Source organism: Photobacterium sp. GB-56 (assembly GCF_003026105.1).
Taxonomy (GTDB): domain Bacteria; phylum Pseudomonadota; class Gammaproteobacteria; order Enterobacterales; family Vibrionaceae; genus Photobacterium.
Map to the genome: position 1 here is coordinate 1 of NZ_PYNW01000022.1, position 25,309 is coordinate 25,309.

Below are 25,309 nucleotides of genomic sequence, written 5' to 3' on the forward strand. Positions count from 1 at the left end.
GATATATTATTGGTTATTACAGCCAATTACGACCACATCAATATAATGGCGGATTAACACCGAATGAATCAGAACGATTATATTGGTTAACCTCTAAAACCGTGGCTAGTATTTGTTGACCACTACAATAACTCGATTGTAAGTTGATTGTATAGTTAGCATAACTAATAATTAAGGATTAATTATGTTAATAAAATGGTCAGTATGGCAAGCAGTGAAGTGTACCGAATTGGTTCCGTAACCTACGACAGTTCCACACGAACTCTTACTCATGACAATGGACAGACAGAGTATTTTACGCCTCGTGTGAGTGATGTATTTTTACTTTTACTGGCGCACCAAGGAAAATGTGTAGAAAAAGAGTTTTTATTATCTCAGTGTTGGGGAGATACGATTGTATCTGAGCAGGCCTTAACGAATGTGATTTCTAAACTTAGAAAAGTATTAGCCAATCATGCTTTAGAGATGATTACGATCACAACCGTCAGTAAATCAGGGTATTTACTTGAAATAAAAGAAAAAAGTTTTATAACTCAATGCCACCAAGAAAGTTGCGATATTACACCTGAACCAGTTTCAGAGGATGATGCTATCGAGAAAGGTGATGATAAGATTAAAGAAATAAAACTGTCATTCTATGCTCATAAACGTTTTTTTTATTTGCTACTTTTTCTGACTGTTGTGTTAGTAAGCATATTTATTTATACAAATAATAAAATACATTCATTACCGTATTTTATTGATACTAAAAATTATAGTAATGAACTCAGTATTGGTAGTAATAATATATATTTCAATAATATCGATAAATATAAGGTTGATAAAGTTTTCTTTATTAAAGATATAAAGAAAGGTGTTTCATCAATATGTGACTCTAAGGTTTTTATACAATTTTATTATAATACGAGAATAGCGAACAATACGGCAGTCGTAGTGTTTATAATTACATCAGATGGTAGAACATTTAATTTTAGAATGTCAAAATTTATTAATGGTAGATTTTCTAAACAGTTAAATGACTATTTGAAGAGTAAAAAAGTAGTATGTTGAAGTATATTAATGCAGTATTAATGGTCGTTGTTTTTCTCCTTATATTAGGTCTTTGTTACTTATTTACAAATAAAGATAATTTAGTGTCAACGACATGGGTATGCGACCAAATAAAGTCGGGGTTTATATCAAAATCTTATACTAAATATAGTCATATATCTGAAAGTATGATCTTAACATTTAGCTCTAAAAGAAGCTTTTTGATTAATGAATTTATACAAGCTCAGGAAGGGGATGATGAGTATAAGCTGATGGAGCTTTATTATGAAGGCGACTATATACAAACGAGAGAACATTTAACCTTGAATTTTAATCGTGTTAGAATTTTAAAAGAACATGATGATCCTAATTTAAATAGAGCCTATAAAGATTATGAAGGCTACAGCATCTATTATCGCTATAAGAGAATAGATAATAGATTGTATTTTTTCACTGATAGCAAAAATGAAGCGTTTGATATGGTTTGTTATACCGACAAGCAGTAACCAATTTAAATGTATCATTATGATTTTGTTTGTTTTTTATGTTGATTTATTTTTAGTGTAGTTAAGGTTTGGTTTTCGTTTGTTTTTTTTATACATGATTTACTAAGCTGGGCACCTCTTTTGTAAAGCAGTTTAAAACGTAAAAATATGAAAAAATTATTATTAGTGACACTTATTGGCACACTAACTTCATCTTATGCTTCAGCATCTGAAAACCCATCTAATAAATATAATGGTTTTTATATTGGTGCTGGTGTGGGTACTACTGATTTTCATTATGATAAATCACTTACAAACAGTTTTGAAAATAACCACGAAATTGGTTATTCAAATAAAGCTGATGGTGAAAGTTATAAACTAATTACGGGTTATCAGTTTAACCGCGTAGTTGCTTTAGAAGCGCAATACACGACCTATGGTGATATTAAAAATACATTAGAAGTAAAAGGTCACAAGTTCACTGGTAAAACAGAGCATCAATCTTTCAGCCTAGCTGCAAACTTGGGTTATACCTTTGATAATGGTTTACGCCCTTTTGCTCTTGTTGGTTTAGGTCAAATCTCTGTTAAAGAGCCTGGATTTAAAGATGATGGTGGTTTAATTCGTTTAGGTGCGGGTTTCGAGTATCAAATTAAACAAGCACCAGGTTTAGGTATTCGAACAGCTTATGAAGCAGACTTCTATACACTTGAAGCGACGAATAAAGATTATGATATGTCTGTTGGCTCTTGGTACTTAGGCGCAACCTATAAGTTTTAATTACTAATTTACTCTAATAAATAAAACGCCACTGAAATTAAAGATTTCAGTGGCGTTGTTTTTAACGAGAGATAGAAAATTTAAATCTCAGTATTATATTGTGTCTTAATTGGACAAGTCGCAATGATTTGGGTACGTCCGTCCGGTAATTCTTCTTCTAATGTAACATCAAATCCCCAAAGTCGATGAAGATGTTTAATTACTTCTTTATGGCTATCACCAAGTGGGATCCGATTATGGGGAATATAGCGTAGTGTTAATGAGCGATCACCGCGCAAAGCAACATCCCAGACTTGAATATTGGGTTCATTATTACTGAGGTTATATTGTGAAGAGAGTTTTTCTCTTATCGCACGATAACCTTCTTCATTATGTATAGCGCTCACTTCAACATAGTTATTACGATCATCATCATTTACTGCAAAAAGTTTAAAATCTCGCATAACTTTAGGTGAAAGAAACTGGCTAATAAAACTTTCGTCTTTAAAATTTTCCATCGCAAAATGTAGGGTATCAAGCCAATTAGATCCTGCTATATCAGGAAACCAATGCTTATCCTCTTCTGTAGGATTTTCACATATTCGACGTATATCTTGAAACATAGCAAACCCTAAAGCATAAGGGTTTATACCACTGTAATAGGGGCTGTTATATTCAGGCTGGGCAACAACATTAGTGTGACTATGGAGAAATTCCATAATGAAACGCTCAGTCACCAAGCCTTCATCATAGAGGTGATTAAGAATCGTGTAGTGCCAAAATGTCGCCCAGCCTTCATTCATAACCTGAGTTTGTTTTTGAGGATAAAAATATTGGCTTATCTTACGTACTATTCGGACTAATTCACGTTGCCAAGGTTCAAGCAACGGAGCGTGCTTTTCGAAGAAATAGAGAATATTTTCCTGTGGCTCAGAAGGAAATCGTGTTTCTTCAATCACGGTTTCTTTTTCGGCTTGAACAGGAATGGTGCGCCATAGCGAATTAACTTGTGATTGAAGGTAATCTTCACGGGCTTTTTGACGCGCCTTTTCTTCGACTAATGAAATTTTTTGTGGGCGTTTGTAACGATCCACACCGTAGTTCATTAATGCATGGCAGGAATCAATGAGCTTTTCGACGTCATTGACGCCGTATTTCTCCTCACATTCAGTAATGTACTTTCGAGCAAAGAGAAGATAATCGATGATTGAACTTGCATCAGTCCATGTTTTAAACAGGTAATTACCTTTAAAAAATGAATTATGACCATAGCAGGCATGTGCCATTACTAAGGCTTGCATTGTGATGGTGTTTTCTTCCATTAAATAAGCGATGCAAGGGTTCGAATTGATAACGATCTCATAAGCGAGTCCCATTTGCCCATGCTTATAGCCTCGCTCGGTTTCGATAAAACGTTTACCAAAAGACCAATGATGATAATTGATGGGCATACCAATGCTTGAATAGGCATCCATCATTTGTTCGGCAGTAATGATCTCAATTTGGTTCGGATAGGCATCTAGGCGATAGTGCTCTGCAACTCGCTTGATCTCGACATGGTATTGTTCTAATAAGTCGAAGGTCCAATCCGGTCCATCGCTGAGTGTTTTTGTTTTTGTCTTTGTATTCATGACTAAGATCCCCTTAAAGCGCGTGATACCGGCCAGAAAGAGTAGCGATATTGTTTCAATATCGCTGACTATCGTTTAGTAAGCTTTCAAATATTAACTTACTTGTTTTTTAAATAGCTCTCTAAATACTGGGAAAATATCATCTACAGTCCGTATGTTTTGCATCGCAAAATTATCATGGCTGTTATGTAGCGCTTCATACTCACGCCATAATGTTTGATGTGCTCGTCGTGTGATTTCTATGTATGAGTAATAACGTGAAAATGGCAATATATGCTTATCTAATAGCTCTCGACAACCGGGTGAGTCATCAGCCCAGTTATCGCCATCAGAAGCTTGAGCCGCATAAATATTCCACTCTTCAGGACGATATCGGTCTTTTACAATATCATTCATCATACGTAGTGCGCTTGAAACAATGGTGCCGCCAGTTTCCTGTGAATAGAAAAATTCGTGTTCATCCACTTCTTTTGCTTGGGTATGGTGGCGAATAAAAACAACATCCACATTTTTATAGGTACGGTTTAAAAAGAGATAAAGCAAAATATAAAAACGTTTAGCAATATCTTTTGTGGCTTGATCCATCGAGCCTGATACATCCATCAAACAAAACATCACCGCTTGACTTGATGGTTGCGGTCGGCGTTCATAATTTTTATAGCGAAGATCAAAGGTATCAATAAATGGTGTTCTATTTATTTTTTGTTTCAATGACTCGATTTCTTGCTTTATCCTTTCTTCTTCAAAAGGTTGTGCAGGTTCAGTGTTAAATAATAAAGTGAGCGCTTGCTCTAAATCACGCAGTTTTCTTCTTTTTCCTGCGGTCATTGCGGTACGTCTTGCTAATGAATTTTGCAAGGTTTTCACAATGGCAATATTTGCGGGAACACCTTGTGATTTATAGCCTGAACGGAAGGTTTTCCACTCGACTATTTTGTTCATTTGGTTTTTTTGTAAATTAGGTAATTCAAGATCTTCAAATAAAAGATCAAGATATTCATCTTTAGATATTTGGAAAACAAACTCATCATTGCCTTCGCCATCAGGACTTGCATCTCCTTTACCAGCCCCACCTTGACCAGCGCCACCTGGCGGTCGCTCGATACGATCACCGGGTGTGAATTGGTCGTTGCCAGGGTGGACAACATCACGTTGTCCACCTTTACCTTGATGAAAGCTAGGTTCTCGGATATCACGAGATGGGATAGTGATATCTTCACCACTATCAACATCCGTGATCGAGCGTTTATTTACCGCATCAGCAATAGATTCTTTTATTTGCTGCTTATGGCGGCGTAAAAAGCGCTGGCGATTAACCGTACTTTTATTTTTACCATTGAGCCTGCGGTCGATAAAATATGCCATAGCTCCCCCTTATTTCATTTGCAGCTGGTTTACGACGATTTACGTACGCGTAAATACCATTCAGACAATAAGCGTACTTGCTTGCGGGTATAGCCTTTTTCCATCATACGAGCGACGAAATCATCATGTTTCTTTTGCTCATCTGTTGATGTTTTTGCATTAAATGAAATAACAGGAAGTAGCTCTTCAGTATTTGAGAACATCTTCTTCTCTATGACTGTTCTGAGTTTCTCATAGCTGGTCCAGTTGGGGTTTTTGCCTGCATTGTTTGCTCTAGCACGTAAAACGAAGTTAACAATTTCATTTCGGAAATCTTTAGGGTTACTGATCCCCGCTGGTTTCTCTATTTTCTCTAATTCGTTATTAAGTGCTTCGCGATTAAAGAGCTGTCCAGTTTCAGGATCACGGTACTCTTGGTCTTGAATCCAGAAGTCGGCGTAGCTGACATAGCGGTCAAAAATGTTTTGACCATATTCGGAGTAAGATTCGAGATAAGCGGTTTGGATCTCTTTACCAATGAACTCGACATACTTCGGTGTAAGGAAGCCTTTTAAATGTTCAAGATATTTTTCAGCAATATCTTGTGGGAATTGTTCACGTTCAATTTGTTGCTCAAGCACATAGAACAAGTGAACAGGGTTTGCTGCAACTTCTGAATGATCGAAGTTAAAGACCCTTGATAAAATCTTAAAGGCGAAACGAGTTGATAACCCATTCATACCTTCATCGACACCGGCATAGTCGCGATATTCTTGGTAAGATTTTGCTTTTGGATCGGTATCTTTTAGTGTTTCACCGTCATAGACTCGCATTTTTGAATACACACTTGAGTTTTCAGGCTCTTTCAAGCGAGACAGAACGGTGAATCGAGCAAGGATCTCAAGCGTACTTGGTGAGCAAGGCGCGGCTGATAGCTCACTATTTTCAAGTAGTTTTTGGTAGATTTTTATTTCTTCAGAAACCCGTAAACAATAAGGGACTTTGACGATGTAAACACGATCTAAGAAAGCCTCATTCGTCTTGTTATTTCTAAAGGTCTGCCATTCTGACTCGTTAGAGTGAGCAAGGATCATTCCATCGAAAGGTAATGCGGATAACCCTTCAGTACCGTTGTAGTTACCCTCTTGTGTTGCGGTAAGAAGTGGGTGAAGTACTTTTAACGGCGCTTTAAACATCTCAACAAACTCCATTAAGCCTTGGTTAGCTTTACATAGAGCACCTGAATAACTATAAGCATCAGGATCGTCTTGAGAATAATGTTCAAGTTGACGTATATCTACCTTACCAACTAGCGATGAAATATCTTGGTTATTTTCATCTCCCGGTTCAGTTTTTGCGATACCGACTTGGTCAAGGATGGACGGACGCACTTTCACCACTTTAAATTGTGTAATATCGCCACCAAATTCATGGAGTCGTTTTGCCGCCCACGGTGACATGATGGTATTTAAATAGCGTGATGGAATATTGTATTCATTGGCAAGTAGATCACCATCTTCTGATTTATCAAATAAACTGAAAGGGTGATCATTAACTGGGCTACGCTCACCATTTGCCGTTAGAATATAAATAGGCATTTTCTGCATTAAGCTTTTTAATTTTTCTGCTAGCGACGATTTACCACCGCCGACAGGGCCTAATAAATAAAGAATTTGCTTACGCTCTTCAAGCCCTTGGGCTGCATGTTTGAGGTAAGAGACGATTTGTTCTATCGCATCTTCCATACCGTAGAAGTCTTCAAACGTTTTATAACGAGAGATGACCCGATTAGAGAAGAGACGGCTAAGATATGGGTCTTGTGCGGTATCAATCATTTCTGGTTCGCCAATCGCCATCAATAGACGCTCTGCGGCGTTGACGTAGGCGCTGCGATCGTTACGACAAATATCAAGGAATTCTTGTAATGAAAGTTCTTCGTCCTTGGATTCTTCATAGCGATGACGATAGTGGTCAAAAATACTCATGGTATGCCCCCTGAATCGTTCTTTGATCATTTAGACAGGACGAAAATCAACCTCTTTTGCATCCCTTACTGTAAGCCTAGACCGAACTAATCAATTTGCTGTACTGAGTTAATGATTTCTAAATAAAAAATAGCTTGTGATAACGGTTTAAAACTGGATGTTTTTTAACCGTATATTTTTACTATCCTCTTATGGGATGGGTTCTGCAAGCGCTTTTGACGCTAAAATGCTTTTGTTTTTTATTGTTAATATGTAAATCTACTGTTAATTATAGTAATTAATGAAGAATCTTGTTTTTGTGGTTTATGTTGAAGTAAAAAACTATAAAACTTTTTTGTGTTGAATTATTGTTTTGGCCTATTGGCTTTGTTTGGTTTTATTTGTTTTTTTTTGAATTATTGATAGAGAAGGACAATTATTGAGAATTTTTTTGTGTATTTGAGCCTAAGATATTTTTTTTCCACGAAACAGCTTTCTCTGACATAAGCTGAAATGAAGTCCTAAAAATTGTATAGGTAGGTGGCTTTATGACAATTTCACGTGTCGATACTGTTTCCATTCCGGTTTCGGATCAAAATCAGGCTTTGAAGTTTTATCGAGATGCACTTGGTTTTGAATTGATCCGAGATCATTGTTCGAATAATAAAAAACGCTGGCTGCAATTAGCACCAAGAGGTGCAGAAACGACAATCAGTTTAGTGACGCCATTTGGCGGAATGGAAGCAGGTACAGTGCAAGGTTTAGTCGTACAAACGGATGATATACAGCTAACACATAAAGAGCTCAAGCAACGTGGGGTATTATTATCAAGTATTGTTAATTTAGTCGGTGGTAAGTTTGCTACGTTTAATGATCCCGATGGAAATGGCTGGGTATTGATTGAAGCTTCTGCAAAAATGTATGCTTGAACCACGAGCAATAATATTGCCCGTGGTTCGTTTCTAATTAACGGCTAGAAATCGTTGTCACTAAAGTATGTGACTGTTCAGGCGCTAGCTCAATACTTGGTTGGTGGATTGTTGATTCCACGCATACCATAGTTTCAAAACTATTATCAGCCATATCACCCATACTAATGGATAGAGCTTGCCAAGGGTTCCAAATTACAGCAGCATTGTGACCTTCGTTAGTGACCAAAATTTCACGATTATTGTTTTTATCAATAATCGTGATAGTGGCTTCTGGCTGAGTATATACACGATCAGTTTCGCTGTTGAAGGTCAGTGTAGAACCACCTTCACACGCTTTACCTTGCTGTGTGCTATCAAGGTAGTTTGGCCCCATTCCTGTAATATCAATATCGTTAATATTGGCAATATCAAAGTAAGTATGCAATGCGCCGCTGTATGACCATGGTTGATTGTCGGTATTAGTCGATGTCAGGCTTACTTTGAGTTCTTGACCGATTTCAAACGTTAAGACGTTTTTAAACTTATGCGGCCAAATCGCATAGGTTTCTTCATTATCTTCCAGTGCTAGGCTGACAATAACGCCGTTTTCATTTTCACGGTGTTCTAATAATGACCACTGCGATGTGCGGGCAAAACCATGAGATGGGGTACCAGCTTGACCAAACCAAGGCCAACAAATTGGAATACCGCCGCGTACCGCTTTTGACTGATCAAAAATGGCTTTTTCACTTAACCAAATAATGTCTTTTTCACCTTGTGGTTTAAACCATAACAGGTGGCCACCATGCAGTGAAATTCCAGCTTCAGCAAGAGGGTGGATCACTCGAATGATATTAATCCCTTGATATTCACAAACTGTTACGTTGTCGGATAAAGCGTTAACAGTAGAAAGTTGACGTAGATTCATCTTCATTCCTTAAAAGTTAAAAGCAGGAAGTGCTTATTTGTTTAGCGTTTATTCGTACATTAAACATTAAGCAAAAAAACACTTATTTTTCGCTTTAAAATATCAAAAAATATGAAAATTAATTTGTTAAAGCAGTGAAGAGTTCTGATCGTTTTTTGTATTGTACTAGATATAAAAAAGGCGCCGCAAAATGCGCCGCCTTTTTAATTGCTTTCAAAGAAAGCGAGCTAATTGCTTACATTACTTAGAGATGTGAGCGATTAGGTCTAGAACTTTGTTTGAGTAGCCGATTTCGTTGTCGTACCAAGATACAACTTTAACGAAGTTATCAGTTAGTGCGATACCAGCTTTAGCATCGAATACTGAAGTTTGAGTTTCGCCGATGAAATCTTGAGAAACAACTTGATCTTCAGTGTAACCAAGAACGCCTTTTAGAGCGCCTTCTGATGCTTCTTTCATAGCAGCACAGATAGCTTCGTAAGATGCACCGTTCTTAAGGTTAACTGTTAGGTCAACTACAGAAACGTTAGCAGTTGGTACGCGGAAAGCCATACCAGTTAGTTTGCCGTTTAGCTCAGGAAGAACAACACCTACAGCTTTAGCTGCACCAGTTGATGATGGGATGATGTTCTGAGAAGCACCACGACCGCCACGCCAGTCTTTAGCAGAAGGACCGTCAACAGTCTTCTGAGTAGCTGTAGTTGCGTGAACTGTAGTCATAAGACCAGATTCGATACCGAACTTGTCGTTAAGAACTTTAGCGATAGGCGCTAGACAGTTAGTAGTACAAGAAGCGTTAGAAACGATATCTTGACCTGCGTAAGTGTCTTGGTTAACACCCATAACGAACATTGGAGTTGCGTCTTTAGATGGACCAGTAAGAACAACTTTCTTAGCACCAGCAGTGATGTGCTTACGTGCAGTCTCGTCAGTTAGGAAAAGACCAGTTGCTTCAGCAACAACGTCAACGTTGATTGCATCCCACTTAAGATCTTCTGGGTTACGTTCAGCTGTTACACGAACAGTTTTACCGTTAACGATTAGGTTACCGCCTTCAACTTCAACAGTACCGTTGAAACGGCCGTGAGTTGAATCGTACTTAAGCATGTATGCCATGTACTCAACATCGATAAGGTCGTTGATACCAACAACTTCAATGTCGTTGCGCTCTTGCGCTGCACGGAAAACAAAACGACCGATACGGCCGAAACCGTTAATACCTACTTTAATTGTCATTACAGTTGCTCCACAACTTAATTTCTAATGAAAGATAACTGGTAGTAAAATTACATAATACTACGTGACCCTGCAAGCAAAAAAATCGTTTATATTGCTTAAAATCAAAAAAAAGATCGGATTTAATTTACATTTCGACTACAACGGCGGTAAATCATACAAATACTGTGTGATTTAACAGCGGCGTAATTTTCAATTTTATATCGCTGATAAATACATTAGACGGTTTTTCTTTAAACTGTGAATTTTTAAAACAGCCATATGTGTTACAGTCTTTATAAATAAAAAATATATTTTGAAAAGTAATATTGAGGGAAAGAAGGGAAGGGTGTGATGAAAAATAAACCTGATACTTATTGGCAAGAGAAATTATCAGCAGAGGCTTATCAAGTTTGTCGACAACAGGCAACTGAACCTCCCTTTAGCGGTACGCTTCTTCATAATCATAAAACAGGTGTTTATTCATGTGTCTGTTGTGATTCCCCACTGTTTTCTTCAGCGAATAAGTATGACTCAGGGTGCGGTTGGCCTAGCTTTGATGCGCCTATTGATAACGATTGTATCACTTATTTAGAAGATAATAGTCATGGTATGCAGCGCATAGAAATTCGCTGTAAGCATTGTGATAGTCATCTTGGACATGTTTTTACTGATGGCCCGCAAACAACAGGTGAACGTTACTGTGTTAATTCTGTTTCTCTAATTTTTGCAGATGAATAAAACGTATGAGTGACGGTAATATATAATTATTGACCGTCGCTGAAATAAATATCTAAAATATAACGCTTAAAATTAAATAAGTTTAATGATTAAATCTTGTATGTATCAATTATAAAATTATTTGATATTTGCAATAAAATTTTAATTAATCATTTTTCGTTCATAGCTGCCATTTTGTAAATTATCTAAAATATTGACTGCTTTTTTATTTAAAACCTTCTGTTCATCTTCTGTTAATAAAAATAAGCTGGCGATATTTTTGGCCTCGACTACAGGCATATTCATATCATTAGCAATTAATACCCAGATATAAGCTTCCTTCAGTTTTTTTTGCTGCTGAGATAAGGTTGCCAATGATTTAATAATATCTTGGTTTACTGTTTCATTTTTCTTATAGAGTGAAAGTGCATGATGCAGTAATTGATAGGTTTTATCCTTATCTTTGCTGATGTAGTAGCTGGCAAGCGCAAGCTGAAGATCCGGGGTTTCTAACTCCTTTTTACCTTCGAGAGCGAGAAATTGTTGTTGTGCTTGTTCATCACCTTGACTCCAACGGTAGTAAATAATCTCTGGATCGGTCGACAACGATAGCTCTTTGTTTAGGCGTGTTACATTGTTATAGCTATCGTAGAGTGCGTTCATGCGAATAGTCTTTCGATCTTTTAGCTCTGTTGGTTCAATACGAGCGGCATATTCCAAGCAAAAAATGTACTTTTGCGTCGCTTCAAGCTCTTTAAATTTTTCTTGGTCGGTTGGATTTTTCAACACATCATAACGTTGCCAAATTAATCCTGTTCGTTGAATACGACATTGACCATCATTGACGTTGAGCTGGGTACACAATTCAGGATAACTTTCACATAAGCTATCTGTGGTACGGTGTCGTTCAAAACAGCCAGTTAATAATAAGCTCATACTGATCGTTGTGATAAGACGTTTAGTACTGTTTAAGAGCAACCTTGTCGGCACTACTCTTTTTGATGTTTCTATAATTGCGGAGTAATACGCCATAGTGACCTACATGTTGGTTACGAATAAGGATAAATATAACGATGTCATTTGTTGTTATCGACGGATGATCTCGAAAATGGTGAATTTATTTTGATAGAGCTATCAACCTGTGATCGCTATTACAGTTTGAGGGGAAAGCGTTGACTGTTATTACGTATTTTATAAGCTACAGCGATGTACTTAAACAAGCCTGTTAGTATCAAAATGAGGAGTGGATATGGATGTGTCGCAATTATTGAAGGCTATGACGCCAGAAGTTTTTGAGCGGATATCAACTGCAGTAGAAACCGGAAAGTGGCCTGATGGTTCAGTATTAACGGCTAATCAAAGAGATTCTGCTATGCAGGCTGTGATGCTTTATCAGTCTCGCCATAATAGTGATGCGCAACATATGACGGTTGCAGCCGGTGGCGAAATAAAATTTAAGAGTAAAGCTGAATTAAAACGTGATTTTGCGACTCAAGGGACTCTTGGAAAGTCGCCAGAGATAGCTCGCTTTGAACATGATGATATCTAACATTAGACTTTATCATGCAGGTTAGGCCATATCATAGCTTCGCAATAGAAACTTTGTAATTGATGATCTTCTTCTGACACAATATTGGCTATCCATGGCTCTTGCTCTATACGGTGTAGATAGTGGTGTAGAGTAGGATAATGGGGTTGCAATCGTAGCCCTGCCATCCATCCCGTTCTAAAAATACTCCAGATACTTATTTCAGCCATTGAGAAATGATCGCCAACATACCCTAGCTCGGGGAGTTGCTCTTCAAGGTAATTCAACACATTAGGAAGATGATGAGTAAGGCATTGAGCCACTGCTTCTCCATCACACGACTTATCTTGCATTTTATCGCGCAATACTTTTTGGTAAAACAAAACGCCACCGAGTAATGACGTGACACGCGTTGCAGCATAAGCTTCAAACCAACGAATTTTCGCTCGTTGTTTAGCGTCGCCCGGATAAAGTGGGGGAACGGGGTAGGTATCGTCAAGATAATGGGCAATAACGGTTGAATCAATGATTGTTGTATCGTTATGTTCAAGTACAGGGACTTTTCCCATTGGGTGGCGTTTGTGCGCAAGCTCTTTTTCTAAAAAGGGGTTGAGAGGTTGGAGTTCATAACGTATCCCTTTGTAATTAAGTGCCAACATGATTTTTCTGACGAAGGGCGAAATAGAGGCACCGTGTAAAATCATCATTGTTTCAACCCATGAAGGTAGATTGCTATTAGCTGTAATTGTAGTTCGGTTGGAAAATTTTGGGGGAGTGGTGTTTTTATTTTATGATAGCTAAAAATAAAAAAGAGCCCGTTCGGCTCTTTTCGTTATTAAACAAGTACTGCTAACTTACAAGGTTAACTCACCACGGAGATCTTGCTGCATCAGCGTGCGCATTGTTTCTATCGGTAAATCTTGGCTGAGTAAGTAATGTAATTTAGCCAATGCCGCTTCAGGTGTCATATCATAGCCACTTAGCACGCCAGCATCTGCTAGCGCACAACCCGTTGCGTATCCACCCATATTAACTTTACCTGATAAACATTGGGTTAAGTTCATGACAATCACACCGCGACTCGATGCTTCTTTTAACTGATCTAGCAGCTCTTTATTTTGAGGCGCATTACCTACGCCAAAAGTCAGTAGGATCATCGCATTTACAGGTTGGCGTAGGGTATTACGTATAACCTCTGGTGAGATCCCTGGATACATGGTGATCACACCAATAGGCTGTGGCGTAATGGTGTGAACTTTAAATTCACCGTTCGGTTTTTTGTTTAATTCCGTTCCGCTATTAACGGTTATGTTAATGCCTGCTTCTAATAATGGTGGCAAGTTTGGTGAGATAAACGCGCCAAAACCATCGGCATGAGCCTTAGTACTGCGGTTACCACGGATCAGTTGGTTGTTGAAAAAAACGGTCACTTCATTGATCGGGTAATTAGCCGCAATGTGTAACGCATTCAATAAGTTGCTTTGACCATCAGAGCGAAGTTCAACTAACGGGATTTGAGAACCGGTGACAATGACAGGCTTATCTAAATTTTCGAACATAAAAGATAAAGCAGAAGCGGTGTACGCCATAGTATCTGTGCCATGAAGGATCACAAAACCATCATACTTTTCGTAATTATCTTTTATATCGTCGGCAATGCGTTGCCAATCCGCAGGTGTCATATCTGATGAGTCGATTAAAGGTGAATACTCATGGATAGTGAACTCAGGCATTTCTGGGCGATGGAATTCTGGCATGCTAGCTAATTGCTTTTGCATAAAACCTGATACAGGAATATAGCCATGATCAGATTTTTGCATACCAATGGTGCCGCCAGTGTAGGCGATATAAATATGTTTTCTTTCCATTTTTAAGCACAGAGTTAACGGTTGGTGTGCGCATTATACGCAAACTGTATGAAGATGCGAGTTAAGCGATTTTTAGAGTGATACTTATTGCATTGAAATGTGAACTAAGATTGATGTGCTTATCTTTTGAGTTATTGCGGTTTTTATCACTAATGTTGATTGGCTGGGTTATTTAAGCGTTTTTGCATAATAAAAAGCTCGACATATCGCCGAGCTTTTTAATTATTGGTTGCTGATAACGTTTTTGTTACTAGTTAACGGTGCTGCAATTTAAGCAGAACGCATAACGACCATTAGGATCGTTAAAGTTACTAAGAGAAGTCAGATCTTTTGCAACTTTAGTCACTGGCGCTAATGCATTTGGCGTGTCACCAAGAACCATTGCCACAACCTGTGCTTTTACTTCACCTGACATTTCTTTAAAGAATTGCTGGATAGGAGAAAGAGGCTGTTGCATCCACACCAATTGGTAATCATCTACTTTAGCGAGCGACACAGCTTCCGTTATTGCAGTATCAAAGTCACCGAGTTCATCGACTAAACCACGTTCTTTCGCGTCCTTACCTGTCCATACTCGGCCTTGGGCAATTTTATCTGCTTGCTCAAGTGACATATGGCGGTATTTGCTGACTAAACCAATAAAGCGCTGGTAGCCATTATCAACCCCAAGCTGGAAAACTTTGCCGACATTTTCAGGTAGAGCACGTGTTACGCCGACACCTGAGAAAGGAGTCGTTCCCACCCCATCACTGTAAACGCCTAGCTTTTCTAAGCTTTTTTCAAATGTGGTTAAAATCGCAAAGATACCAATAGAGCCGGTGATCGTTGTTGGTTGTGCGATAATTTTATCGGCACTTGAAGAGATCCAGTAACCACCTGATGCTGCAACACTCGACATCGAAACAACAACAGGTTTCCCCGCCGCTTTTAAGGCATCGACTTCATTACGGATCACTTCAGAAGCAAAGGCGCTGCCTCCTGGGCTATCGACACGTAAGATCACAGATTTAACATCGTTATCAAAGCGAGCTTTGCGAAGTAGTGCTGCAATCGTGTCACCACCTGCTGTACCTTGACTACTCTTGCCATCAACAATGGCGCCACTTGCAACAACGACAGCTACTTTGTTATCGGATGGTTGTTGATCATCAACCAGCATCGATAAGTAATCGTAGTAGCTGATCTGTTTAAAGCTGTGCTCACCGTTATCACCAAATTCTTTGATTAAGATTTGGCTTAATTGAGGACGGGTTACCAACTCATCAACAAGACCCATTTTTTTACTCAGTTGAGCAAAATCGCCATTAACAGCAGTGAGTTGTTCAACAAAGCTGTTCATTTCAGGCGTCAATGATTTAGCATCGATATTGCGGTTTTTCGCCACATCGGAGGTATAAGCATCCCATAATTGATCTAACCAAACCGTATTGGCTTCTTTTGCTGCGGCTGACATGCCATCACGGATATACGGTTCGACAAATGATTTGTAAGTACCGACACGGAAAACGTGAGTAGTGACATCTAGCTTTTCTAATAATGTTTTATAGTAAAGCGTATAGGTGCCATAACCCGTTAACATGATACCGCCATCAGGTGACATAAAGATCTTATCGGCATAACTTGCAAGGTAGTATTGGCTTTGACTGTAATGACCGCCATAAGCATAAACAGGTTTACCGGATGCTTTAAATTCTTGAATGGCTTTTGCAATGTAACGTAGTTTTGTCAGGCTCGTTTCTGGCATGTTTTTAAGATTTAATACAAGGCCAGTGATAGAGCTATCGGTAGTTGCAGTGCGGATGGCTTCGACAATATCGAATAAAACGTTTTGTTCAACAGGTGGTTGCCCCATCACATCACTAATAACGTTATCTAATGGATTATCATAGTTTTTCTGCTCAACAATCGGGCCTGATAGGTTTAGTACCAGCGCCGATGCTTCTGGCTTTTCAGCGTTATCATCGTTATCACTAAAAGCAAAAATAATGGCACCTACAATCAGTAGGAAAATTAAGTTAAGAATAAACTTACGGGCAAAGTTGATTAACTTCCAGATTGTTCTGAAAAACGCTCCAATCCCTTTGAATATGGCTTTCATGGATGCTCTCTTTAATGATTCTTGAGACATATCGTATCGTACTCATTAACTAATTTCAGTAAATTTACTATTAAGAAGAGATATCAAAACAAGGTATTGAATAAATAGCCGTATTGTTAGTCATCCAAGGCATAAGAAAAGTGCGCGAAAGCACAAATGTTAACTTAATGTAAACAAATGTTTGAAATGGCATAACAGGGTTAATATACTGGTCAGACCATAATAAAAAGAGAAGCAAAAGCCATGGACAATAAAGCATACCCTCATTTGTTAGCGCCATTGGATCTTGGTTTTACTACCCTACGAAACCGTGTGTTAATGGGCTCTATGCACACAGGGCTTGAAGAATCACGAGATGGATTTAAAAAATTATCTGCGTTCTATGCCGCACGTGCGCGTGGTGGTGTAGGACTAATTGTCACTGGCGGTTTCTCTCCCAACTTTCGTGGGCGACTACATCCGTTAAGTGCTGAATTTAGTTCATCACGTGCAGCTCGGGCACATAAAAACATTACAGATGCAGTACATAATGAAGGTGGAAAAATAGCGCTTCAGTTACTACATGCAGGGCGCTATGCAATGTCGCCTTTTGCAGTGAGTGCCTCTGCTATTCGTTCTCCAATTTCTAAATTCACCCCAAGTGAAATGTCTGAACGTCAGATTTTAAAAACCATCAATGCTTTTGCAAAAAGCGCCGAGCTTGCTCGCGAAGCTGGCTATGATGGGGTTGAACTGATGGGATCAGAAGGCTATCTGATTAATCAGTTCATCTGCCAGCGTTCGAACTTACGTTATGACGATTGGGGTGGGAGTTATGAAAATCGAATTCGTTTCCCACTAGAAATTGTGAAAGCGGTTCGCGCGCGAGTTGGACGTGACTTTATTATTATCTTCCGTCTTTCAATGCTGGATTTAGTCGAGCAAGGCAGTACTCATGAAGAAGTAGTAATGCTTGCAAAGGCTCTAGAACAAGCTGGTGTAACCATTTTAAATACCGGCATTGGTTGGCATGAAGCACGTGTTCCGACGATTGCCACGCAAGTCCCACGTGCCGCATTTGCTTGGGTTACAGAAAGGCTTAAACAAGAAGTCTCTATTCCTTTAGTTACCTGTAATCGTATTAATACCCCACAAGTGGCTGAAGATATTCTATCGTCAGGGCAAGCTGATATGGTATCGATGGCACGACCGTTCCTTGCCGATCCTGATTTTGTCGAAAAAGCCGCGCAAGATCGCGCTGATGATATTAATACCTGTATTGGATGTAACCAGGCCTGTTTAGATCATGCTTTTGTTGGTAAACGTGCGAGTTGTTTAGTTAACCCTCAAGCGTGTTATGAGACCGAACTGGTATTAACCCCGGTAGCACAAAATAGAAAAGTGGCGATTGTTGGAGCAGGACCTGCTGGAATGGCGTGCGCTGTTGCTGTTGCAGAGCGAGGTTTTACCGTCGATGTATTTGAGAAAAATGACCACGTTGGTGGGCAATTTAACCTTGCGATGCAAATACCAGGAAAAGAAGAGTTTAAAGAAACGATTCGTTATTTTACTCGTCGTTTAGAACAAACAGGTGTAAACGTAAAACTTGGTTATGCTGCACCGGAAGATGATTTAGCTAACTATGATGAAGTGATTATCGCAACGGGGGTTAAACCGCGTATTCCGCCTATTCCTGGCGTCGATAATCCTAAGGTTATCGATTATCAAACTTTGATTAGAGATAAAGTACAGTTAGGACAAAAAGTCGCTGTTATTGGTGCTGGTGGTATTGGGGTTGATGTATCTACCATGCTAACAGAGCCTGAAAATCAAAATCTTGATCAATGGCTTGAAGAGTGGGGGATTGATAAAACATTGACTCATGAAGGTGGGTTATTGCCACATGATGAATACATTAGTCCGCGACAAGTATGGTTAATGCAGAGAAAACCGGGCAAAGTCGGTAAAGGTCCGGGCAGAACAACAGGCTGGATCCACCGTAGAACATTAGAAAAACGCGGTGTTGAACTGCTTGGTGGGGTTAGTTATGACAAAATCGATGATGCAGGTTTACATATTACTGTTGAAGGACAATCTCGAATATTAGATGCCGATAATATTGTACTTTGTACAGGTCAAACATCGGTTGAAGAACTGTCAGAAAAGCTCACTGAGCAAGGCATTAATGTTCATGTGATTGGCGGTGCGGATGTTGCCGGAGAGGTAGATGCTAAACGTGTAATTCGTCAAGGTGTTGAATTAGCTGCAAAGCTATAAACAGTAATTAAAGCATTATTGCTCCAAAAGGTGAGGTTTATATCTCACCTTTTTTATATTTTAAAAATAAAAAACTGTAAAAAGCTATTTAAATAGATTTATTACTATTTTTATTTAATTGTCATACTTATGTGTTTTTTTTGATTGTGGGTTATATTTCATTAATTATTATGATGTTGGTCATTAAAAACATACATAAATACTATGCAATGAGTTTTTATGATTCTTATTTGGTATAGTTGTTATCATTTATTGACTTATGAATATTTAAATAATGCCCTTCTATAGATGTAAAGCTTTACAAAATGTATGTTTAGTTGGTTTTTTTTGTCTGTTTTTTCTCTCCGGTTGCAGTATGCCTGGAATGCATTTGAATATAAAAAATAAAGAGATAAAAAACACTAAAAATGAATCTATTTTGAACAAGGTAAATATTTATTATTTAGATAGTAGTGTGATAAACAAAGTAAGAAAAAAAGAAGTAAAAGCTAAGACGAATGAACAGTTACAAACTGATATAAACAATTATAGTTATATTGTTGGCCCCACTGATGTATTAAATATTACCGTTTGGAATCATCCAGAGCTAACAATTCCGCAAGGACCAGATCGTACACCTGAAGAGGCGGGTACTCGCGTGCATGCTGATGGGCGTATTTTTTATCCTTATGTTGGCTTTATTCATGTTGCAGGACACAAATTATCTTATATACAAAGTGTGTTAACAAAGAAGTTAGCTAGATACATTGAAATGCCACAAATTGAAGTTTCAGTCGCTGCCTATAAATCAAAACAAGTTTATGTAACAGGCTCAGTGAAGCTTCCTGGAGAGCAAGCTATTACAGATAAGGCATTAACATTATTGCTTGCTATTAATAAGGCTAGGGGGTTTAGTGCTGATGCCGATTGGCATGATGTTACAGTAACAAGAAATAATAATGTTATTCATTTATCGGCTTACGATCTTATTCAAAATGGAGATTTAACTCAGAATATTTTATTAAAAAATAATGATATTATACATATAGCCAATAATGATAATTTAAAAGTATTCGTAATGGGGGAGGTGAATAATCCCCAAACGCTTCAAATTGACCGTTCAGGAATGAATTTAACTGAGGCGCTCAGCAATGTTGGTGGGATTAATGAAATTAGTGCTGATGCTGAAGGTGTCTTTGTTATTCGAATAAATAAAGAGAATAAAGAGAATAAAGTCGCAAACATTTATCAACTGAATATGAAAAATGCAGCAGCTATGATTATTGCAAATCAATTCGAATTAAAACCTCAAGATATAATCTATGTTACCGCTTCACCAATGGGAGGGTGGAATAGAGTAATGGCGCAGGTTTTACCAACCATTACAAACTTTACAACACTCACTCAAGGTGTGAATTATTATACGGATCTTAAATAACATGATTAAATTAGGGATGAAATAAGAATGGATGATAACAGTAATTTAAATCATGATGAGCTTGATTTAATAAATTTATTTAAATCGCTACTTGAATCTTGGAAACTGATTTTAAGTATCACGTGTTTTTTTACTATATTAGGTGTGCTCTATGTGAAGTCAACACCTTTAACTTATCAAGCTGTAGCAAGACTACAAGTAGAGACACAGCATCAGCACTTAGATTTTCACGTGAATGATATTTCAAACTTATTTCTATCACAGTCTACAGCAAATACAGAAATAGAAATTATTAAATCTCGTATGGTGCTGGGGAGAACTGTTGATAATCTAAATCTAACGTTATATTCCTCACCCATATTTACGCCTATCATAGGTAAAAAGGTCGCGTATTTTTTAGGAGATGTACCCGAGATTAAAGTTTCATTATTGATAACACCTGAAAATGATAATAGATCAAGTGACAATAGAGAGGGTGACTATATTGTAAAAATAAGTGATGCTAAGAAAGGGGTATACGATTTTTTTAATAAAAATAATGAACTGATTTTCTCCGGTGAAGTTGGAAAACTAGTAAATAAAAATGGATATCAGTTACTTATTTTACACCTGAATGGTGAGGTTGGGCAGAAGTTTATCATTAAGAAACTTAATCGTTATAATACGGTATCATCTCTTAGAAAAAGCTTATCTATAAAGGAGTCTGGCCAAGACACGGGTATTTTACAGCTCTCATTAGTAGGTAGTAATCCTCTGCGGATGGAGACTATTTTAAATGATATCGCTAATAATGAGTTGGCACAAAATATCGATCATAATGCGCTAGAAGCAGCTAAAAGTTTAGCTTTTATAGAAAATCAGTTACCTGAAGTTAAACAAGAGTTGGATATTGCTGAAAATAAACTAAATGCATTTAAAGTGTCTAGCGATTCTATTGATATGGATTATCAAGCTAAGTCGACACTTAATGTTTTAGCATCAGTTGAAAGTAAATTAATTGATTTGGGTTTCAAAGAGTCTGAAATATCTAAATTATATACCAAAGAGCATCCTGCATATGTTTCATTATTACAACAACAAAGGACACTACTAAAAAGAAAAGCTGAATTAGAAAATGAAGTTAGCGCTATGCCTAAAACAAATCAAAAAATAATTACGTTAAATCGTGATGTGATGGCAGCTCAACATATATATATATCGCTTATTAATAAAGTTCAGCAATTAAGAATAAGTCAAGAAAGTACAGTTGGTAGTGTAAGATTAATTGACTCAGCAGAAACGTCACCAATTCCAATTAAACCTAAAAAAGCCCTTATCGTTGTTCTCGCTACCTTACTTGGTGGGATGCTTTCTATTGTAATTGTTTTAGTAAAGAAAACTGTTATGAGTGGTATTGATGATCCTCGTCAAATATCATCGTTAGGACTTCCTCTTTATGCAACTGTGCCATACTCCGTTAATCAAAGTAAATTACTTAAAAAAAGTAAAAGCAGTCGTGAATTTAATGAAGAGGGGATGTTACTTGCGTGTCTTTACCCTGATGACTTAGCGATAGAGGCAATAAAATCGTTACGAACAAGTTTATATTTTTCAATATCTACTGCGAAAAATAAGATAATAATGATTTCAGGTTCAAGTCCTGATCTTGGTAAGTCATTTTTATCGAAAAATTTAGCCATAGTATTTTCTCAAGCTAAAAAGAAAGTATTATTTATTGATACTGATATGCGAAAAGGAAAGAGTACTAAAGTATTTAATTTAAAAGGTAAAAATGGACTTTCTGAATATTTAAGTTATCAAGGTAATTTAGATGAAATTGTACAAAAAGCTAATGTTGATAATTTAGATGTTATTTCTTGTGGTTGTATACCCCCCAATCCTTCTGAGTTACTAATGGGAAATAGGTTATCTGAATTAATGGAGTGGGCTAATGAAAACTATGATATTGTTATTGTAGATACCCCATCATTATTAGCTGTGACTGATGCAGCATTAGTTGGTAAGTATGCAGGGGCTAATTTCTTAGTTGGTCGATTTAAAAAGACATCTATACATGAAATTGAAGTAGCAAAAGAGCGATTTAATCATGCTGGCGTAGAGATCACCGGCTTTATACTTAACTCGGTAGAGAAAAAAATCAGTAATACCTACGGATATTATAATTATAGTTATGTTGATAAATAAATATTTTTAACTAGCGAAGTCCTAAAATCCTTTATTATTTTACTCTACGGTTACTTTCACATATTTGATGTATGCATTTCTTAAACGTTGAGTGTTTGCTTTGAAGTAAGCAGGAGAAAGTCGGCCACGGTTCTCATATTGACGAACAATGTTATGCTGAAGATCCGATGAAGCCCCTAAACCAGAGTTTAAGTTATTGTGGCTTTCACCTACGCGTGTTTGCAATGAGTATACAAACTGATCGATACCACGTACCTGAGCATAGTCAGGCTTCATATCACGCCAAGGTGTTAATGGGATGGCAATACTAACGGCAACAAAGTCTTCATATTCACTGCTACCTTTTGCTTTGGAAGTTAGGTAATTAATGCTTAATTTAGTATCTCCTAACCAGTGACTAGAAGTAGAAGGCTGTCGCCATAATTATGATAAACGCTATGCGATTAATGCATCCAAAATTCCTCAAGAGCTTGGCTGGACGCCGCAAGAGAGTTTTGAAACGGGTTTAAGAAAAACAGTCGAATGGTATTTAGCTAATCCATCATGGTAGCTAGCAATGTAATAGCAGTCAAAGAGTAAGTTTTAACCAGCAAATAGTTTGAGTAGTTAGATTAATACTCACTCTGTTGTGTATTGATGGCTGAATAAAAACTGAAAAAATTGGTGTTTAATCGGAGTAAAACCCATAATAAATATTCTTTGTGAGTATAATCACAATTAAGAGTAATATGAATTGATAGCATTCATCATATTATTATCTATTAGAACGTTTTCAGGATTTGCAATGACAAACACAAATCGCAACCTCCTGACATGGATTAGTTTTTTATCATATGCGCTAACAGGCTCATTGATTATCGTCACAGGTATCGTGATGGGGGATATTGCTAAGTACTTCAACTTACCAATATCAAGCATGAGTAACACCTTTACCTTTTTAAATACAGGTATCTTAATCTCCATCTTCCTTAATGTATGGTTGATGGAAATTGTGCCGTTAAAACGCCAGCTCATCTTTGGTTTTTGTCTTATGGTCTTGGCGATATTCGGGCTGATGTTTGGGCATAGTATCGCGATTTTCTCTGGCTGCATGTTTGTATTAGGTGTGGTGAGTGGTATCACCATGTCGATTGGTACCTATTTGATTACCCATATCTATGAAGGTAAGCAACGCGGCTCGCGTCTACTGTTTACAGACTCATTTTTTAGTATGGCAGGGATGATTTTCCCAATAATTTCTGCAGCGGTTCTGGCTCATCATCTTCAGTGGTACTGGGTGTATGTGGCTATCGGTATTATTTATCTAGCGATTTTTGTGCTGACGTTATTTGCTGAATTTCCTGTACTGGGTAAAAAAGACGAAGAAGAATTTGATGTCATTCCTGAAAAAGAGAAATGGGGCTTAGGCGTTGTGTTCTTAGCGATTGCGGCCTTATGCTACATTCTTGGTCAGCTAGGTTTTGTTTCTTGGATCCCTGAATATGCCACTAAAGATTTGGGCATGTCGATCACCGATGCGGGTCATTTAGTCAGTTACTTCTGGGGTGCATACATGGTTGGTATGTGGATCTTCAGTGCTATTTTGAAAAAGTTCGACTTACAGCGTCTTGTCATGGTGTTATCGGCATTAGCGACAGTATTAATGTATTGGTTTAATAAAGATACTGATGCCAAAACATTACTGTATGTGATCTCTATTCTTGGCTTCTTTAGTAGTGCGATTTACACATCTATTATTACGCTAGGCTCACAGCAGACTAAAGCATCATCACCGAAGTTGGTGAACTTCATTTTACTTTGTGGCACCATCGGTACTATGTTGACCTTTGTGGTAACCAGCCCAATCGTGGAGAACTTTGGCACACATGCGGCATTAGTTACCGCGAACGGTTTGTATGCGGTTGTCTTCTTGATGTGTTTCTTAGTCGGCTTTGTCACTAAACACCGTATCCATGGTCACGCTGACGCTGAATAAAAACGTACAGTAAAAAGAATATTGAAAGCCATCGTATGTAAGTACGGTGGCTTTTTTTTAATAGCAAGAATAAAAGCCACTATTGCCAGTTTTAAATATTTTTACATTATCCTAATGCTTTAATTGTCTTCATTTTAACGTCTTGTGCTTTTTGAGGTTCGCGTTGAATGAGGAGTGTATAAATAAGATCGATCATAAACAATTGCGACATAACCGTTCCGATAGAGTCCCCCTGAATGAAAGTTTGATCATCACCGGTGATCAATACATGATCTGCCATCTTTGCTACCGTTGATTGATGACAATGTGTGAGTGCTATCGTTGTTGCACCTTCTTCCTTAGCTAAGGAAAGTGATTTGATGATTTCTTGTGACTCGCCTTTATGAGAAATAAAAAAAGCAATATCTTCCTTATTTAACAAGCTCGCACGTATATACATCATGTGGTTGTTGTGGAGTGATTCTGCCTTTAATCCAATACGCATTAACTTTGTGTAGGCATAATTGGCAGCAATACCGGATGATCCGATACCAAAAAAGCAAATGTCACGACAGCGAGTGATTTTATCTACAAGTAATTTTATTTCGTTTGGCTTAATAGGTGATATGGTATCGTTTAAAATTGTATTGAGGTTGTTCTTTAACTTACTAGCGACATCAATAACATCATCTGTTGTTGATAATTCAAAAGAGCCAAGATTAGGATCAATACCGTATTCTTGTTGCGTAGCGTCAACAGCAAGCGCTGTTTTGAAATCTTGGAAGCGATGAAATCCTAACTGACGACAAAAACGTGTCACGCTGGCTTCACCAACAGTAGCCTTTAGGGCGAGATCTGAGATGGAAATAGTGACGACATCATCACTATGCATCAGAATATATTCTGCTAGTTTTCGGCCCGATTTAGTAAAGGTTTCTTGGTTTTTTTGAATTTCTTTTAGTAATGATGTTGTTGAAGTCATAAAAAGGCCTAACAAGGTTAGGCCTCATTGTTATGA

The 25,309-nt window shown here is 37.7% G+C and carries 21 protein-coding genes and 1 pseudogene; 11 read left to right on the forward strand and 11 right to left on the reverse strand.

The annotated features are described in order from the left end of the window. Positions 1–204 precede the first annotated feature (204 nt). From C9J42_RS19465 to C9J42_RS19475, 3 genes are all read left to right on the forward strand, one after another. Positions 205–1,050, forward strand: coding sequence for a winged helix-turn-helix domain-containing protein (locus C9J42_RS19465; RefSeq protein ID WP_233219352.1), 846 nt, complete (start codon positions 205–207; stop codon positions 1,048–1,050). Between the two features lie 83 nt (positions 1,051–1,133). After that, positions 1,134–1,535, forward strand: coding sequence for a hypothetical protein (locus tag C9J42_RS19470; protein WP_233217659.1), 402 nt, complete (start codon positions 1,134–1,136; stop codon positions 1,533–1,535). A 147-nt stretch (positions 1,536–1,682) separates the two neighbouring features. Then, entirely contained in the window at positions 1,683–2,294 is a 612-nt protein-coding gene (locus C9J42_RS19475) for an outer membrane protein (protein WP_107206093.1), read from the forward strand. An 80-nt stretch (positions 2,295–2,374) separates the two neighbouring features. Here the strand turns inward: C9J42_RS19475 and C9J42_RS19480 are convergent, their stop codons facing one another. From C9J42_RS19480 to C9J42_RS19490, 3 genes are all read right to left on the reverse strand, one after another. Continuing rightward, on the reverse strand, positions 2,375–3,904 hold the full coding sequence (locus tag C9J42_RS19480; RefSeq protein WP_107302252.1) for a SpoVR family protein: 1,530 nt from the start codon (positions 3,902–3,904) through the stop codon (positions 2,375–2,377). A gap of 93 nt (positions 3,905–3,997) precedes the next feature. After that, positions 3,998–5,269, reverse strand: a complete 1,272-nt coding sequence (locus C9J42_RS19485) for a YeaH/YhbH family protein (RefSeq protein WP_105059723.1) — start codon at positions 5,267–5,269, stop codon at positions 3,998–4,000. Between the two features lie 29 nt (positions 5,270–5,298). Next, complete coding sequence (locus C9J42_RS19490; RefSeq protein ID WP_107206095.1) at positions 5,299–7,233, reverse strand: PrkA family serine protein kinase; 1,935 nt, start codon at positions 7,231–7,233, stop codon at positions 5,299–5,301. 527 nt (positions 7,234–7,760) lie between these two features. On the opposite strand from C9J42_RS19490, the gene C9J42_RS19495 reads away from it, so the two are divergent. Continuing rightward, entirely contained in the window at positions 7,761–8,141 is a 381-nt protein-coding gene (locus tag C9J42_RS19495) for a VOC family protein (protein WP_107206096.1), read from the forward strand. 37 nt (positions 8,142–8,178) lie between these two features. On the opposite strand, the gene C9J42_RS19500 is transcribed toward C9J42_RS19495, so the two are convergent. Both C9J42_RS19500 and gap read right to left on the reverse strand, forming a co-directional pair. Further along, complete coding sequence (locus C9J42_RS19500) at positions 8,179–9,051, reverse strand: D-hexose-6-phosphate mutarotase (protein ID WP_107302253.1); 873 nt, start codon at positions 9,049–9,051, stop codon at positions 8,179–8,181. Positions 9,052–9,291: 240 nt separating this feature from the next. Next, a complete protein-coding gene (gap, locus tag C9J42_RS19505) occupies positions 9,292–10,287 on the reverse strand; it encodes a type I glyceraldehyde-3-phosphate dehydrogenase (RefSeq protein ID WP_105059727.1) in 996 nt (331 codons plus the stop codon). Positions 10,288–10,620: 333 nt separating this feature from the next. Here gap and msrB point away from each other — a divergent pair, with 333 nt between their 5' ends. Beyond that, positions 10,621–11,007: a peptide-methionine (R)-S-oxide reductase MsrB gene (gene msrB, locus C9J42_RS19510; protein ID WP_107206098.1), complete on the forward strand. Its 387-nt coding sequence runs from the start codon at positions 10,621–10,623 to the stop codon at positions 11,005–11,007. A gap of 141 nt (positions 11,008–11,148) precedes the next feature. Here the strand turns inward: msrB and C9J42_RS19515 are convergent, their stop codons facing one another. After that, entirely contained in the window at positions 11,149–11,922 is a 774-nt protein-coding gene (locus tag C9J42_RS19515) for a DUF2989 domain-containing protein (protein WP_107206099.1), read from the reverse strand. A 313-nt stretch (positions 11,923–12,235) separates the two neighbouring features. On the opposite strand from C9J42_RS19515, the gene C9J42_RS19520 reads away from it, so the two are divergent. Beyond that, on the forward strand, positions 12,236–12,535 hold the full coding sequence (locus C9J42_RS19520; protein WP_107206100.1) for a YeaC family protein: 300 nt from the start codon (positions 12,236–12,238) through the stop codon (positions 12,533–12,535). A 2-nt stretch (positions 12,536–12,537) separates the two neighbouring features. On the opposite strand, the gene C9J42_RS19525 is transcribed toward C9J42_RS19520, so the two are convergent. The 3 genes from C9J42_RS19525 to sppA all read right to left on the reverse strand — a co-directional run bounded on the left by C9J42_RS19525 (position 12,538) and on the right by sppA (position 16,480). Continuing rightward, on the reverse strand, positions 12,538–13,221 hold the full coding sequence (locus C9J42_RS19525) for a glutathione S-transferase family protein (RefSeq protein WP_107260126.1): 684 nt from the start codon (positions 13,219–13,221) through the stop codon (positions 12,538–12,540). 147 nt (positions 13,222–13,368) lie between these two features. Continuing rightward, positions 13,369–14,382, reverse strand: a complete 1,014-nt coding sequence (ansA, locus tag C9J42_RS19530) for an asparaginase (RefSeq protein WP_107206102.1) — start codon at positions 14,380–14,382, stop codon at positions 13,369–13,371. Between the two features lie 250 nt (positions 14,383–14,632). Beyond that, positions 14,633–16,480 (reverse strand): signal peptide peptidase SppA, encoded by a 1,848-nt coding sequence (gene sppA, locus C9J42_RS19535; protein WP_107260128.1) that lies wholly within the window; start codon positions 16,478–16,480, stop codon positions 14,633–14,635. Between the two features lie 243 nt (positions 16,481–16,723). Here sppA and C9J42_RS19540 point away from each other — a divergent pair, with 243 nt between their 5' ends. The 3 genes from C9J42_RS19540 to C9J42_RS19550 all read left to right on the forward strand — a co-directional run bounded on the left by C9J42_RS19540 (position 16,724) and on the right by C9J42_RS19550 (position 22,337). Beyond that, positions 16,724–18,736 carry an NADPH-dependent 2,4-dienoyl-CoA reductase gene (locus tag C9J42_RS19540; RefSeq protein ID WP_107287169.1) on the forward strand — a complete coding sequence of 671 codons (2,013 nt, stop codon included), beginning with the start codon at positions 16,724–16,726 and terminating at the stop codon, positions 18,734–18,736. A 274-nt stretch (positions 18,737–19,010) separates the two neighbouring features. Continuing rightward, positions 19,011–20,153: a polysaccharide export protein gene (locus C9J42_RS19545; RefSeq protein ID WP_255418588.1), complete on the forward strand. Its 1,143-nt coding sequence runs from the start codon at positions 19,011–19,013 to the stop codon at positions 20,151–20,153. Positions 20,154–20,180: 27 nt separating this feature from the next. Next, positions 20,181–22,337: a polysaccharide biosynthesis tyrosine autokinase gene (locus C9J42_RS19550; RefSeq protein ID WP_107287168.1), complete on the forward strand. Its 2,157-nt coding sequence runs from the start codon at positions 20,181–20,183 to the stop codon at positions 22,335–22,337. Positions 22,338–22,376: 39 nt separating this feature from the next. Here the strand turns inward: C9J42_RS19550 and C9J42_RS21760 are convergent, their stop codons facing one another. Beyond that, positions 22,377–22,613, reverse strand: coding sequence for a hypothetical protein (locus C9J42_RS21760; protein WP_233219350.1), 237 nt, complete (start codon positions 22,611–22,613; stop codon positions 22,377–22,379). A 139-nt stretch (positions 22,614–22,752) separates the two neighbouring features. On the opposite strand from C9J42_RS21760, the pseudogene C9J42_RS21765 reads away from it, so the two are divergent. Together C9J42_RS21765 and tsgA are read left to right on the forward strand one after the other, a co-directional pair. Continuing rightward, positions 22,753–22,887 (forward strand): annotated as a pseudogene (locus C9J42_RS21765) (dTDP-glucose 4,6-dehydratase); the annotation flags it as partial. Positions 22,888–23,121: 234 nt separating this feature from the next. After that, complete coding sequence (tsgA, locus tag C9J42_RS19565; protein ID WP_107287167.1) at positions 23,122–24,312, forward strand: MFS transporter TsgA; 1,191 nt, start codon at positions 23,122–23,124, stop codon at positions 24,310–24,312. 106 nt (positions 24,313–24,418) lie between these two features. On the opposite strand, the gene C9J42_RS19570 is transcribed toward tsgA, so the two are convergent. Then, the gene (locus C9J42_RS19570; protein ID WP_107206109.1) at positions 24,419–25,273 is read right to left on the reverse strand and encodes a MurR/RpiR family transcriptional regulator; all 855 of its coding nucleotides are present in this window, start codon (positions 25,271–25,273) and stop codon (positions 24,419–24,421) included. Between the last annotated feature and the right edge of the window lie 36 nt (positions 25,274–25,309).

Coding starts and splice junctions, on each gene's coding strand:
- C9J42_RS19465 (WP_233219352.1), top strand. CDS start 205: ATGGCAAGCAGTGAAGTGTACCGAATTGGTTCCGTAACCTACGACAGT.
- C9J42_RS19475 (WP_107206093.1), top strand. CDS start 1,683: ATGAAAAAATTATTATTAGTGACACTTATTGGCACACTAACTTCATCT.
- C9J42_RS19480 (WP_107302252.1), bottom strand. CDS start 3,904: ATGAATACAAAGACAAAAACAAAAACACTCAGCGATGGACCGGATTGG.
- C9J42_RS19485 (WP_105059723.1), bottom strand. CDS start 5,269: ATGGCATATTTTATCGACCGCAGGCTCAATGGTAAAAATAAAAGTACG.
- C9J42_RS19490 (WP_107206095.1), bottom strand. CDS start 7,233: ATGAGTATTTTTGACCACTATCGTCATCGCTATGAAGAATCCAAGGAC.
- C9J42_RS19495 (WP_107206096.1), top strand. CDS start 7,761: ATGACAATTTCACGTGTCGATACTGTTTCCATTCCGGTTTCGGATCAA.
- C9J42_RS19500 (WP_107302253.1), bottom strand. CDS start 9,051: ATGAATCTACGTCAACTTTCTACTGTTAACGCTTTATCCGACAACGTA.
- gap (WP_105059727.1), bottom strand. CDS start 10,287: ATGACAATTAAAGTAGGTATTAACGGTTTCGGCCGTATCGGTCGTTTT.
- msrB (WP_107206098.1), top strand. CDS start 10,621: ATGAAAAATAAACCTGATACTTATTGGCAAGAGAAATTATCAGCAGAG.
- C9J42_RS19515 (WP_107206099.1), bottom strand. CDS start 11,922: ATGAGCTTATTATTAACTGGCTGTTTTGAACGACACCGTACCACAGAT.
- C9J42_RS19520 (WP_107206100.1), top strand. CDS start 12,236: ATGGATGTGTCGCAATTATTGAAGGCTATGACGCCAGAAGTTTTTGAG.
- C9J42_RS19525 (WP_107260126.1), bottom strand. CDS start 13,221: ATGATGATTTTACACGGTGCCTCTATTTCGCCCTTCGTCAGAAAAATC.
- ansA (WP_107206102.1), bottom strand. CDS start 14,382: ATGGAAAGAAAACATATTTATATCGCCTACACTGGCGGCACCATTGGT.
- sppA (WP_107260128.1), bottom strand. CDS start 16,480: ATGAAAGCCATATTCAAAGGGATTGGAGCGTTTTTCAGAACAATCTGG.
- C9J42_RS19540 (WP_107287169.1), top strand. CDS start 16,724: ATGGACAATAAAGCATACCCTCATTTGTTAGCGCCATTGGATCTTGGT.
- C9J42_RS19545 (WP_255418588.1), top strand. CDS start 19,011: ATGCCCTTCTATAGATGTAAAGCTTTACAAAATGTATGTTTAGTTGGT.
- C9J42_RS19550 (WP_107287168.1), top strand. CDS start 20,181: ATGGATGATAACAGTAATTTAAATCATGATGAGCTTGATTTAATAAAT.
- C9J42_RS21760 (WP_233219350.1), bottom strand. CDS start 22,613: ATGAAGCCTGACTATGCTCAGGTACGTGGTATCGATCAGTTTGTATAC.
- tsgA (WP_107287167.1), top strand. CDS start 23,122: ATGACAAACACAAATCGCAACCTCCTGACATGGATTAGTTTTTTATCA.
- C9J42_RS19570 (WP_107206109.1), bottom strand. CDS start 25,273: ATGACTTCAACAACATCATTACTAAAAGAAATTCAAAAAAACCAAGAA.